Genomic DNA, 11370 nt, shown 5'->3' with positions numbered 1-11370 from the left:
GGCGGCCGGGCGCGGCCCCGGCCGTCACGCCGTCAGGCTGGCGGCGACCTCGGCGCGCAGCTCGTCCAGCAGGCGCAGCGTGCCGTCGCGCCGCTCGACATGCCAGAACAGCCAGCCGTTGCAGGAGGGCGCCTCCTGCACCGCCGCGCCGACCTGATGGATCGAGCCCTGCGCCTTGCCGCATCGCAGCGAGCCATCCGCCGCCACTTCGGCGACGAAGCGGCGGTGCCGGTCGGTGAGCTTCGCGCCGGCCGCCACCAGCCCGCGCTCGACCAGCGTGCCGAAGGGCACGCGTGGCTGCTCGCGCTTCGTCGGCGTGACCAGCATGGCGCTTTCCGACAGCGGCGCGATGGCGGCGATGCGCGCGCGCGCGGCGGCGGCATAGCCCGGATCGCGCTCGATGCCGATCCAGCGCCGGCCCAGGCGGCGCGCCACGGCGGCGGTGGTGCCGGAGCCGAGGAAGGGGTCGAGCACCACATCGCCCGGCGCGGTGCAGGAGAGGATCACCCGGTGCAGCAGCGCCTCCGGCTTCTGCGTCGGATGCACCTTCTTCCCCTCCGCGTCGCGCAGCCGCTCGGCGCCGGTGCAGAGCGGGATGAACCAGTCCGAGCGCATCTGCACGTCGTCGTTCAGCGACTTCATGGCGGTGTAATTGAACTTGTAGCGGCTCTCCTGCCCGCGCGCCGCCCAGATCATGGTCTCGTGCGCGTTGGTGAAGCGGCGGCCGCGGAAGTTCGGCATCGGGTTGGCCTTGCGCCAGATCACGTCGTTCAGGATCCAGAAGTCGAGATCCTGCAGCGCGGCGCCGAGGCGGTAGACGTTGTGATAGGAGCCGATGACCCAGATGGTGCCGTCCTTGCGCAGCACCCGCCGCGCCTCGGACAGCCAGGCGCGGGTGAAGGCGTCGTAGGCCGCGAGGTCGGAGAAGCGGTCCCAGTCGTCGTCCACGCCGTCGACCACGCTCTCGTCGGGACGGCGGAGCTGGCCCCGGAGCTGCAGGTTGTAGGGCGGATCGGCGAAGATGGCATGCACCGAGGCCGGGGGCAGTGCCCGCAGCATCTCGATGCAATCCCCTTCCAGAATGCAGTCCACCGGCAGATCCAGCCCCGTCCCCACGCCCACGAAACCCCCTGCCGTCCTCAGCGACTCGAAGCGGGACAATGCGTTGGGCGGAGTCGTGCCGTCAAGGAAGGGTCGAGGCGGCGCTCCGGCGCGCCTCAGGCGACCGCCTCGCGGAACAGCAGGAGCTGATCCACCGGCGCGAAGCCGCGGCGGTGATGCGGGCAGGGTCCGAGCCTGGCCAGGGCCGCGCGGTGCGCCGCGGTGGGATAGCCGGCGTGGCGGGCGAAGCCATAGCCCGGCCAGCGCCCGTCCAGTCGCGCCATGGCGCGGTCCCGTGTCACCTTGGCCAGGATCGAGGCGGCGGCGATGGAAAGGCTGAGCCCGTCCCCCTTCACCACGCAGCGCACCGGGCAGGGCAGCGGCGGCGCCGCGTTGCCGTCCACCAGGGCGGTGTCGGGGGCCAGGGGCAGGCGCGCGATGGCCCGGCACATGGCGAGCTGCGTGGCGCGCAGGATGTTCAGCCGGCCGATCTCGGCCGTGCTGGCGGCGGCCACGGCGCAATCCAGCAGGCCCCCGGCGCGGGCCGCCAGCAGGGCGTCATGCGCCGCCTCCCGCCGCGCCGCGTCGAGCTTCTTGCTGTCGTCCAGCAGGGTGGCCAGCCAGGCCGGCGGCTCGGCGCGGAACATCACCGCCGCCGCCATGACCGGGCCGGCGAGCGGGCCGCGCCCGGCCTCGTCCACCCCCGCCACGCGGCCCCCCGCCGCCCGTTCCAGCGCGTAGTCCGGCATTCACCCCAGGCCCTTGCCTCCAGCCGGTCGCCCGCTTCCAGCAGGCCGGGCATTCCCGCCCGCAGCGCCCGCCGCGCCGCCGCATCGCCCAGCCATAGGCCGCGCAGGAAGGCCAGGGCAAGGCCGGCCACGCGCGGGTGGAAGCCGGCCTCCTCCCAACGGCCGCCCGCCCCCGGCTCACCGGCGAAGCTGCCATGCGCGGCGCCCTCCAGGATCGCCAGCGCCCCCGGCGCGGCGATGGCGTCGAAGGGCTGGCGGCGGTCCCCGGGCAGGGTGCCGCCGATCCAGCCGCGATCCTCGGTGCCGGTGACGTGCAGGATCGGCGCGGTGACGCGGGCGAAGGCCAGGCGCTGCGGCAGGCCCTCGGCCGGCATGGGCGAGAGGGCGATGCCGGCGCCGAGCCGGGGGTCGGGCAGCGCCAGGCCGCGATCGCCGCCGGGCAGGCGCTGGCCCAGCATGTGCTGCACCAGCCAGGCGCCGTAGGAGTGCCCGGCGATGGCGATGCGCGCCGCGTCCAGCCGCCCGGCCAGCTCCGTCCGGCGGGGCAGTTCGTCCAGCACGAAGGCCACGTCGCGCAGCCGGTCCAGCGCGCGCCCGGCATCGCTGGCGGCGGCGGCGAAGGCCAGGCGCCGGTCGGCCGCGCCGCGCCAGAGCCCGTCATCGGTGCCGGGATGCTGCAGATGCAGCACCAGGAAGCCCGCCTCCGCCAGCGCCTCGCCCAGATAGGCCAGGCCGTGCCGCGTGCCGCCGAGACCGGGCGAGACCAGCACCAGCGGCGCCGGCCCCGTCCCGCCGGGCAGGCGGAGCAGCAGCGGCAGGTCGCGGCCACGGGCGGCGTCGGTCCAGCTCAGCGCGCGCGGCGCGGGGCGGGCGCCGGCGGGGCGGCTCCGGGCCGGCAGGAGGGCGGCGGGAAGGGCCAGCAGGGCGCGGCGCGGGGTCCTCATGCCCCGGATGTGGCCCTGGCGGCGGCGCGTGGAAGGCCCCCGCCCGCGTTGACCGGCACCGACACACGTGCCAAGCGCTGGGCCGCGGCACACCGCTCCGGGAGGGAGACCGCCATGACCACCGCCTGTCCCGTCGCCATCGGCCGTGTCGTGCTCACGGTGCGCGATCTCGTCCGCACAGGTGACTTCTATCAGCGGGTCATCGGCCTGCACCGGCTGGCGGGCGGCGAGGCCGGCCTGAGCCTCGGCGTGGGGTCCCGGCCGCTGCTGGAGCTGCGCCGCGACGCCGCCGCACGGGTGCGGAGCCCGCGCGAGGCCGGGCTGTTCCACACCGCCTTCCTGCTGCCCGGCCGCGCCGATCTCGGCCGCTGGCTGCGGCAGGCGGCGGCGGCCGGCGTGCCGCTGAGCGGCGCCGCCGACCATGCCGTCAGCGAGGCGCTCTACCTCGCGGACCCCGAGGGGAACGGCATCGAGGTCTATGCCGACCGTCCGGCCTCGGCCTGGCGCTGGCGGGAGGGGCAGGTCGAGATGATCAACGCGCCGCTCGACCTGGAGGCGCTGGCCCGCGCCGGCGGCGATGCCGAATGGCAGGGGATGCCGGAGGGGGGCGGCATCGGCCATGTCCACCTGCAGGTCGGCGCCCTGGCCCCGGCCGAGGCCTTCTATGCCGGCCGGCTCGGCCTCGACGTCACCTCCCGCTATCCGGGCGCCAGCTTCTTCGCCGCCGGCGGCTACCACCACCACCTGGCGGCGAATATCTGGAACAGCCGAGGCGCCCCGCCGCGTGACCTGCCCTCGACCGGCCTCGCCGAAGTGGAGCTGCGCTGCGACCCCGCCTTCCTGGCGGCCGCCTCGCCGCAGGGCGCGGTGACGCTGGTCGACCCCTGGGGCACGCCCATCCTGTTGGCGCCGCGCTGAGGCGCCCGGCCGCCCACCGGAACGGCGGAGGTCAGGCGCCGGGGCGGGAGCCGGGCGCGCCCGCCGGCCGCCCCACCCCCGCCGCCGCCAGATGCGGCCCGAGCCGGCCGCCCAGCCAGAGGCCGAGCATGCGGAAGTCGCTCCAGAGCGACCAGAGCGGATGGCCGAAGGTCTGCGGCCGGTTGCCCTCCAGCCCGAAATGCGCCGCCCAGGCGAAGCCGTAGCCGATCAGGGGCGCGGCGATCAGCCAGCGCCAGTCCGGCGAGAGCAGCCCGGTCAGCAGGGCCGCCAGGGCCAGCAGGCTGCCGCAGTAGTGCAGCGCCCGCGTCTGCGGCCGCGCATGGGCCCGCAGGTAGATCGGCCAGAACTCGGCATAGGTCATGCGCGCCTCCCCCCCTTCCGGGCATGCTGTTCCGGGCATGCTGCCACGCGGGCCGGGCGGGGTGGAATGCCCGGCACCGGGAAGCGCCGGGCTGGCGGATCACAGCTTCCGGCGGATCACAGCTTGATGTCGTAGGTCTTCCAGGGGGTGAGCTGCGCCACCCGGTCATAGACCGCGCGGCCGCGGTAGTTGTCCTCCGCCGTGATCCAGCGGATGACGCTCCAGCCCTTCTCCCGCCCGATCGCCGCCACCGCGCCGATCAGCGCATCCGCCACGCGCTGCCCGCGCGCCGCCGGATCGACGAAGAGATCGTCGAGGAAGCCGCCGGTGCTGGCGGAGAGCGGCCGGGCGAAGGGCCGGTAATGCGCCAGGCCAAGACCGCGCCCGCCGGCATCCAGCGCCACCAGCCCCTTCACCTCATGCGCCGGGTCCTGGATCCAGCTCCAGACGCGGGCCCGCATCTCGGCTGTCTGCGTGACGCGGTAGAAGGCGGCGTAGCCGGCATAGAGCCGCTCCCAGTCGGCGCGGTGCGCCTCGGCCACGGGCACGATCTGCGGCGGCGATGTGGCGGTCATGATGTCTCCTCCTGCCGGCGCGGAACCGGAAGCGGCGGCCGCGCGTTTCGCCGTCATGCTGCAACAGGCCAGCGTTCCGGTCGAGGCTGCCCCGGCGCCGCCCCGCGCGACACCTCCGCCGGAGGCCGCCGAGGCGCGCGCCATCGGCCTGCGCTATGTCTCCGACGCGACGCCGGGTATCACCCGCCGGCGCAGCGGCACGGGCTGGAGCTATCGCGATGCGCGCGGCGCCACGGTGCGCGACAAGGCGGTGCTGGCGCGGCTGCGCGCCCTCGCCGTGCCGCCGGCCTGGCGCGAGGTCTGGCTCTGCCCGCAGGCGAATGGCCATATCCAGGCCACCGGCCGCGACGCCAAGGGGCGCAAGCAGTACCGCTACCACCCCGACTGGCGCGCCGCGCGGGACGAGACGAAGTACGGGCATGTGCTGGAATTCGCGCGCATCCTGCCGCGGCTCCGCGCCCGCGTGGCGGAGGACATGGCGCGGCCCGGCCTGGGGCGGGAGAAGGTGCTGGCCAGTGTCGTCCATCTGCTCGACACCACGCTGATCCGCGTCGGCAACGAGGACTATGCCGAGAGCAACGGCAGCTATGGGCTGACCACGCTGCGCAACCGCCATGTCGCGGTCCGGGGCACCGAGCTGCGCTTCACCTTTCGTGGCAAGAGCGGAAAGGAGTGGAAGCTGGCGCTGCGCGACCGCCGCGTGGCGAAGGTCGTGCGGGCGTGCCAGGAGCTGCCGGGGCAGGCGCTGTTCCAGTACATCGACGGGGAGGGCGAGCGGCGGGGCATCGATTCCGCCGACGTGAACGCCTATCTGCGCGCGATCTCCGGCCACGACATCACCGCCAAGGACTTCCGTACCTGGGCCGGCACGGTGCTCGCCGCCATGGCGCTGAGCGAGTTCGAGCGCGCCGACACCGAGGCCGCCGCCCGGCGCAACGTCAGACAGGCGATCGAGCGCGCGGCGGCCCGGCTCGGCAACACGCCGACCATCTGCCGCACCTGCTATGTCCATCCCGAGGTGCTGGAGGGCTACATGTCCGGCGCGCTGCTGCTGCAGGTGAAGCGCCAGGTGGAGGCAGAGCTGAGCGGGGCGCTCCCCGCGCTGCGGCCGGAGGAGGCGGCGGTGCTCGCCTTCCTGCACGGACGGCTGCGGCGGGCGGCGGGCTGAGGGTCGGCGGGCGGGGGCGACTCCGCTTTGTGCGTCCAGACACATTCTTACATTTCCCATCCTGCGAAGTTCCACCCCGCAGAGATCCTCCTCTGCGCGACAAGACCCAGGACGTGTCATGACAATCCTCATCACCGCACGCGCCCGCTGCCTGATCTCCGCGGGGATCGCCGCCGGGATCGCCGCCTGCGGTCCGGCCATCGCCCAGCAGGCGGGACTTTCCGTGCTCAGCGAGGGCGAGAACTTCAGCGTCCTCTACGGGCAGGACCACCGCCTCAACATGGTGGGCGGCGGCGCCGTGCTCTCGGTGACGGGTGGCGAGAACGGCGCCATCACCTACCGGGACGCCGCCGCCGAGCAGCCTCCCATGCTGGCGCAGACCGTGAGCGAGGGGGAAGGCCTGCAGATCCTCTACTCCGCTCCCCAGCCGCGGCGCGGCGCCCTTGCCGGTGTGGACCTGCCGCCGGATGGCCAGGGGCCGCGGCGCTGATGCCCGGCGGCCTGGCACGAACCGCGCGGCGGCCGCATGGCCCGCCGCGCGGCGGGACCGGCACCGCGCCTCAGGGCCGCAGCCGCAGATCGAGCCGCCCGGCCGCCGAGAGCGCCAGCAGCAGCGCCGAGACATGCATCACCTGCGGCAGCAGCCCCTCCCCCAGCCGCGCCAGCACCTCGGGCAGCGGCCAGAGCTCGACGGTGATGTCCTCGCCCGCCTCATGCGCCGTCGGGTGCCGCAACTCGGCGCCGAGCGCCAGCACGGCGTGGCAGCGGTTGCGGTGCGTCACCGTGTTGGGGCTGAGGGTCGAGACCAGCCGGCAGCCGGGCGCGGCATAGCCGGTCTCCTCGCGCAGCTCCCGCGCGCCGGCCACGGCCGGGTCGTCCTCCCCCGCATCCATGGCGCCGGCCGGCAGCTCCAGCACCCGTCCCTGCCAGCCGTGCCGGTACTGCCGCACCAGCACCAGCTCGTCGCGCGGAGTGATGGCGACGACATTCACCCAGTCCGGATAGGCGAAGGTGTAGAAGTCCTCGAGGATATTGCCGCGCGCGTCGCGGCAGCGGTCGGCGGTGATGTCGATCCAGCGGTCGCGCAGCACGCTGCGGCTGCCGAGCACCGTCCAGTCGGGAATCGCGTCGTCGTCCATCGCGCCGGCTCCAGGCCCTTCCCCCGCGCAACCGCCGGAGTATTCCCTCCCATGGCCCAGCTGCCATGCCGGGCGCAAGCGGCGCCGCGCCGGGAGGGAATACTCCCCGAGCAGGATGCCGCCGGGGAGGGGGGAACGGCGGAATGCCGCCTATCCCGTGGTCGGGAACGGAAGGCCGCTGCAGCGGCTGGAGGTGGCCCCCCCGGGGGGAGGTGGACGGGGATGGCTAGCCCGCCGCCTCGTCCGCCGGGGCGCAGGCGCGCGACAGCACGCCGCGGCGCAGCTGGTCCTCCTTGATGCTCTCGAACAGGGCGCGGAAATTGCCCTCGCCGAAGCCGTCATCGCCCTTGCGCTCGATGAACTCGAAGAAGACCGGGCCGATCACGTTGGCGGAGAAGATCTGCAGCAGCAGCCGCGCCTTGCGGTCGATGAAGTAGAGCAGGCCGCCGCCGATGCCCTTGATCGCCGGCGTGGCCATCACCGGCGTGCCCGGCACGGCCTCGGCCGGCTCGGCGCCGAGCGCGAGGGCGCGGCGCCATGCCTGCTCCGCATCGACCACGCGAAAGGCCATGGACGGCACCGAGGGGCCGTGCGCGGCGGCGAAGCGCATCGCCTGGCTGCCCGGCTCCTCGTTCAGCAGGTCGTCGATGTCGCCCTGTCGGTAGAGCGTGACGGCCTTGCCGCGATGCCGCGCCACGGCGGTGAAGCCCATCTGCCGGAACAGCGCATGCAGCCGCTCCGGCTCGGGCGAGGCGTATTCGACGAAGGCGAAGCCATCCGTCCCCATCGGGTTCCGCGCGCTGATGGCGGCGCCCGGCGCGTCATGCGGGAACGGTCCCATCGGAGGCCTCCTTGCGGTGTTTCTCATTCGCAAGGCTAGCCCTCCGCCCGGGCAAGGGGCGTGCATAGCGGCGGCCGATCCGGTCCAGGATGCGGGAAAGACGCGGGGAAGGAGCGGCCCATGCACGAAAGCTTCGAGATCGACCGGCTCGACCTGCGCCTGCTGGCGGCGCTGCAGGCCGATGCGCGGCTGACCAACCAGCAGCTCGGCGAGCGCATCGGCCTCTCCGCCTCGCAATGCTCGCGCCGGCGCGCGGCGCTCGAGGCCGCCGGGCTGATCCGCGGCTACCGCGCCGGACTCGACGCCGCGGCCCTTGGCCTGCACGTCCAGGCCTTCATCCAGGTCACGCTCAAGGCGCACAGCGGCGACAATGCGCGCCGCTTCCGCGATCTCCTGGCCTGCGTCGACGCCATCCAGGAGGCCTATGCGCCGACCGGCGACACCGACTACGTGCTGAAGGCCATCGTGCCCGATCTCGCCGGCCTGTCGCGGCTGGTGAACGAGGAGCTGCTGGCGCATGAGAGCGTCGCCCGGCTGCGCTCCTCGATCGTGCTCGACCGGCTGAAGGACCGGAGCCGCCTCCCCCTGCCGCCCGGCTGAGGGGACGCGCCCCCGGCCGGGCATGGCGGCTCACTCGGCCGCCTGGGCGTAATCCTCCAGCGGCGCGCAGGTGCAGACCAGGTTGCGGTCGCCATACACGTTGTCCACCCGCTTGACCGGCGGCCAGTACTTGTTCGCCGCCACGAAGGGCAGCGGATAGGCCGCCTGCTCGCGGCTGTAGGGATGCGCCCAGTCGGCGGCGGCGATCTCGGTGGCGGTGTGCGGCGCGTTCTTCAGCGGGTTGTCGAGCTTGTCCATGCGGCCCTGCTCCACCGCGCGGATCTCGGCGCGGATGGCGATCATGGCGTCGCAGAACCGGTCCAGCTCGGCCTTGGGCTCGCTCTCGGTCGGCTCCACCATCAGCGTTCCGCTGACCGGCCAGGACATGGTCGGCGCGTGGAAGCCGTAATCCTGCAGGCGCTTGGCGATGTCCTCGACCAGCACGCCGCCGCCCTGCTGGAAGCCGCGGCAGTCCAGGATGCACTCGTGCGCCACCATGCCGCGCGCGCCCTTGTAGAGCACGGGGAAGTGCCCCTCGAGGCGGCGGGCGATGTAGTTGGCGTTGAGGATGGCGACCTGCGTCGCGCGCGTCAGCGCCTCGGCTCCCATCATGCGGATATAGGCGTAGCTGATCGGCAGGATCGAGGCGCTGCCGAAGGGCGCCGCCGAGACCGGCCCATAGCCCGTCGCCGGCCCGGCCTCCTTCAGCAGCGGGTGGTTCGGCAGGTGCGGCAGCAGGTGCTTCGCCACGCCGATCGGCCCGACGCCAGGGCCCCCGCCGCCATGCGGGATGCAGAAGGTCTTGTGCAGGTTCAGATGGCAGACATCGGCGCCGATGCGGCCGGGGGCGGTGAGGCCCACCTGCGCGTTCATGTTGGCGCCGTCCATGTAGACCTGGCCACCCGCCGCGTGCACCGCGTCGCAGATGCGGATGATCTCCTCCTCGAACACGCCATGCGTCGAGGGATAGGTGATCATCAGCGCCGCGAGCTTCCCGGCATGCTGCGCGATCCTGGCCTCCAGATCGGCCAGATCGACATTGCCGTCCTTGTCGCAGCCGACGACGACGACGCGCATCCCCGCCATCACCGCCGAGGCCGGGTTGGTGCCATGCGCCGAGGAGGGGATCAGGCAGATGTCGCGCTCGCCCTGGCCATTGGCCCGGTGCCAGGCGCGGATGGCGAGCAGCCCGGCATACTCGCCCTGGCTGCCGGCATTGGGCTGCAGCGAGACGCCCGCGAAGCCGGTGATGGTGGCGAGCCAGCTCTCCAGCCGCCGCACCAGCGCGATATAGCCCGCCGCCTGATCAACCGGCGCGAAGGGGTGGATGCTGCCGAAGCCCGGAAAGGTGACCGGGATCATCTCCGCCGTCGCGTTCAGCTTCATCGTGCAGGACCCCAGCGGGATCATGCTACGGTTCAGCGCGACGTCCTTGTCCTCGAGCGACTTGAGGTAGCGGAGCATGGCGTGCTCCGAATGGTGCGTGTTGAACACGGCGGCCGTCAGGAAGGCCGAGTGGCGTGCCAGCGCATCCGGGATGCCGCCCCGCCCCTCGAGCTCCGCCAGCGCCGGCTTCGCCCCGCCCACGGCGCCGAGCAGCGCCACCAGCGTCTCCAGCTCGCGCCGCGTCACCGTCTCGTCCAGCGCGATGCCGACGCCCGTGGCGTCGATGCGGCGCAGGTTGAAGCCGTCGGCCAGGGCGCCCGCCATCAGCGCATCGGCGCGGTCACCGGCCTCGATGGCGATGGTGTCGAAGAAGGCGTCGTGGCGGAGCGTGAAGCCCGCGCGGCGCGCCGCATCGGCCAGCAGCCGCGCCTGCAGGGCCACGCGCCGCGCGATGCGCGTCAGCCCCTCGCGCCCGTGCCACACGGCGTACATCCCGGCCATCACCGCCAGCAGCACCTGCGCGGTGCAGATGTTCGAGGTCGCCTTCTCGCGGCGGATATGCTGCTCGCGCGTCTGCAGGGCGAGGCGCATGGCCGGCCGCCCCGCGGCATCGACCGAGACGCCGACAAGGCGCCCGGGCATCAGCCGCTTGTAGGCATCCTTCACCGCCATATAGGCGGCATGCGGCCCGCCATAGCCCATCGGCACGCCGAAGCGCTGGCTGGAGCCGATGACGACATCGGCGCCCATCTCGCCCGGCGGCGTCAGCAGCGTGAGCGACAGCGGATCGGCCGCGACGATGGCGAGCCCGCCCACCTGCTGCGCGGCGGCGATCTCGGGCGCGATGTCGCGCACCGCGCCGGTCGTGCCGGGATATTGCAGCACCAGGGCGAAGGGCTTCCGCGCCCCGCAGGCGGCGGCGAGCCCGCTCACCGGCACGACCTCGACCGTGAGCCCCAGCGGCTCGGCGCGGGTGCGGATCACCGCCAGCGTCTGCGGGTGCACGTCATCGGCGACCAGCAGGGTGTGCGAGCGGCCGCGCGTGGCGGCGAGCGCCAGCGCCATCGCCTCGGCCGCCGCCGTCGCCTCGTCCAGCAGCGAGGCATTGGCGACCGGCAGGCCGGTGAGGTCGCAGACCATGGTCTGGAAGTTGACCAGCGCCTCCAGCCGCCCCTGGGCGATCTCCGCCTGATAGGGCGTGTAGGCCGTGTACCAGCCGGGGTTCTCCAGCACGTTGCGCAGGATCACCGGCGGCACATGCGTCCCGTGATAGCCCATGCCGATCAGCGAGCGCAGCGGCGTGTTCAGCTCCGACAGGCCGCGCAGCTCGGCGATGACCTCCGCCTCCGACACCGGAGGAGGCAACTGAGAAAAATCCTGGCCGCGGATGGCGGCGGGCACGGTCCGCTCGGCCAGCGCCTCGAGACTCTCGGCGCCCACCAGCTTCAGCATCTCCGCCACCTCGGCCGCGGAGGGCCCGATATGGCGGCTGCCGAAGGCCGCGTGGTCCTCGAGCCGGTTCAGCTCGTCAATGGCGCTGCTCATGCCCGCTCCCCTTCCGCGTCCG

The 11370-nt window shown here is 73.5% G+C and carries 12 protein-coding genes; 4 read left to right on the top strand and 8 right to left on the bottom strand.

Features of this window, described 5'->3' with window-relative positions:
* Nucleotides 1-24 precede the first annotated feature (24 nt).
* The 3 genes from ACF3NH_RS10985 to ACF3NH_RS10975 form a co-directional block, all read right to left on the bottom strand.
* Nucleotides 25-1059: a site-specific DNA-methyltransferase gene (locus tag ACF3NH_RS10985; RefSeq protein WP_198366578.1), complete on the bottom strand. Its 1035-nt coding sequence runs from the start codon at nt 1057-1059 to the stop codon at nt 25-27.
* A gap of 158 nt (nt 1060-1217) precedes the next feature.
* Nucleotides 1218-1850: a ribonuclease HII gene (locus tag ACF3NH_RS10980; protein ID WP_198366281.1), complete on the bottom strand. Its 633-nt coding sequence runs from the start codon at nt 1848-1850 to the stop codon at nt 1218-1220.
* Entirely contained in the window at nt 1748-2794 is a 1047-nt protein-coding gene (locus ACF3NH_RS10975) for an alpha/beta hydrolase family protein (protein WP_422922835.1), read from the bottom strand. Before ACF3NH_RS10975 ends, ACF3NH_RS10980 begins: the two co-directional genes overlap by 103 nt.
* Nucleotides 2795-2908: 114 nt before the next feature.
* Between ACF3NH_RS10975 and ACF3NH_RS10970 the strand changes: the two genes are divergently transcribed.
* Nucleotides 2909-3712, top strand: coding sequence for a VOC family protein (locus ACF3NH_RS10970; RefSeq protein ID WP_422922834.1), 804 nt, complete (start codon nt 2909-2911; stop codon nt 3710-3712).
* Nucleotides 3713-3743: 31 nt separating this feature from the next.
* Here the strand turns inward: ACF3NH_RS10970 and ACF3NH_RS10965 are convergent, their stop codons facing one another.
* Both ACF3NH_RS10965 and ACF3NH_RS10960 read right to left on the bottom strand, forming a co-directional pair.
* Complete coding sequence (locus ACF3NH_RS10965) at nt 3744-4094, bottom strand: Mpo1-like protein (RefSeq protein WP_422922833.1); 351 nt, start codon at nt 4092-4094, stop codon at nt 3744-3746.
* A gap of 116 nt (nt 4095-4210) precedes the next feature.
* Nucleotides 4211-4669, bottom strand: coding sequence for a GNAT family N-acetyltransferase (locus ACF3NH_RS10960; RefSeq protein WP_198366277.1), 459 nt, complete (start codon nt 4667-4669; stop codon nt 4211-4213).
* On the opposite strand from ACF3NH_RS10960, the gene ACF3NH_RS10955 reads away from it, so the two are divergent.
* Entirely contained in the window at nt 4668-5837 is a 1170-nt protein-coding gene (locus ACF3NH_RS10955; RefSeq protein ID WP_422922832.1) for a DNA topoisomerase IB, read from the top strand. The two genes, ACF3NH_RS10960 and ACF3NH_RS10955, sit on opposite strands and share 2 nt — an antisense overlap.
* Before the next feature lie 118 nt (nt 5838-5955).
* Entirely contained in the window at nt 5956-6327 is a 372-nt protein-coding gene (locus ACF3NH_RS10950) for a hypothetical protein (protein ID WP_422922831.1), read from the top strand.
* Nucleotides 6328-6397: 70 nt separating this feature from the next.
* Here ACF3NH_RS10950 and ACF3NH_RS10945 read toward each other — a convergent pair whose 3' ends face one another.
* Both ACF3NH_RS10945 and ACF3NH_RS10940 read right to left on the bottom strand, forming a co-directional pair.
* Nucleotides 6398-6976, bottom strand: a complete 579-nt coding sequence (locus ACF3NH_RS10945) for an NUDIX hydrolase (protein ID WP_422922830.1) — start codon at nt 6974-6976, stop codon at nt 6398-6400.
* Nucleotides 6977-7202: 226 nt separating this feature from the next.
* Nucleotides 7203-7817 carry a VOC family protein gene (locus ACF3NH_RS10940; protein WP_422922829.1) on the bottom strand — a complete coding sequence of 205 codons (615 nt, stop codon included), beginning with the start codon at nt 7815-7817 and terminating at the stop codon, nt 7203-7205.
* Between the two features lie 120 nt (nt 7818-7937).
* Between ACF3NH_RS10940 and ACF3NH_RS10935 the strand changes: the two genes are divergently transcribed.
* On the top strand, nt 7938-8417 hold the full coding sequence (locus ACF3NH_RS10935; RefSeq protein WP_198366273.1) for an Lrp/AsnC family transcriptional regulator: 480 nt from the start codon (nt 7938-7940) through the stop codon (nt 8415-8417).
* Nucleotides 8418-8447: 30 nt separating this feature from the next.
* On the opposite strand, the gene gcvP is transcribed toward ACF3NH_RS10935, so the two are convergent.
* The gene (gene gcvP, locus ACF3NH_RS10930; RefSeq protein ID WP_422922828.1) at nt 8448-11348 is read right to left on the bottom strand and encodes an aminomethyl-transferring glycine dehydrogenase; all 2901 of its coding nucleotides are present in this window, start codon (nt 11346-11348) and stop codon (nt 8448-8450) included.
* Between the last annotated feature and the right edge of the window lie 22 nt (nt 11349-11370).

Source organism: Pseudoroseomonas sp. WGS1072, from assembly GCF_049340465.1.
GTDB lineage: Bacteria > Pseudomonadota > Alphaproteobacteria > Acetobacterales > Acetobacteraceae > Pseudoroseomonas.
The sequence above is the reverse complement of the archived record's forward strand: the minus strand, read 5'-3'. Positions and strand labels throughout refer to the sequence as shown.

Coding starts and splice junctions, on each gene's coding strand:
- ACF3NH_RS10985 (WP_198366578.1), bottom strand. CDS start 1,059: ATGCTGCGGGCACTGCCCCCGGCCTCGGTGCATGCCATCTTCGCCGAT.
- ACF3NH_RS10980 (WP_198366281.1), bottom strand. CDS start 1,850: ATGCCGGACTACGCGCTGGAACGGGCGGCGGGGGGCCGCGTGGCGGGG.
- ACF3NH_RS10975 (WP_422922835.1), bottom strand. CDS start 2,794: ATGAGGACCCCGCGCCGCGCCCTGCTGGCCCTTCCCGCCGCCCTCCTG.
- ACF3NH_RS10970 (WP_422922834.1), top strand. CDS start 2,909: ATGACCACCGCCTGTCCCGTCGCCATCGGCCGTGTCGTGCTCACGGTG.
- ACF3NH_RS10965 (WP_422922833.1), bottom strand. CDS start 4,094: ATGACCTATGCCGAGTTCTGGCCGATCTACCTGCGGGCCCATGCGCGG.
- ACF3NH_RS10955 (WP_422922832.1), top strand. CDS start 4,668: ATGATGTCTCCTCCTGCCGGCGCGGAACCGGAAGCGGCGGCCGCGCGT.
- ACF3NH_RS10960 (WP_198366277.1), bottom strand. CDS start 4,669: ATGACCGCCACATCGCCGCCGCAGATCGTGCCCGTGGCCGAGGCGCAC.
- ACF3NH_RS10950 (WP_422922831.1), top strand. CDS start 5,956: ATGACAATCCTCATCACCGCACGCGCCCGCTGCCTGATCTCCGCGGGG.
- ACF3NH_RS10945 (WP_422922830.1), bottom strand. CDS start 6,976: ATGGACGACGACGCGATTCCCGACTGGACGGTGCTCGGCAGCCGCAGC.
- ACF3NH_RS10940 (WP_422922829.1), bottom strand. CDS start 7,817: ATGGGACCGTTCCCGCATGACGCGCCGGGCGCCGCCATCAGCGCGCGG.
- ACF3NH_RS10935 (WP_198366273.1), top strand. CDS start 7,938: ATGCACGAAAGCTTCGAGATCGACCGGCTCGACCTGCGCCTGCTGGCG.
- gcvP (WP_422922828.1), bottom strand. CDS start 11,348: ATGAGCAGCGCCATTGACGAGCTGAACCGGCTCGAGGACCACGCGGCC.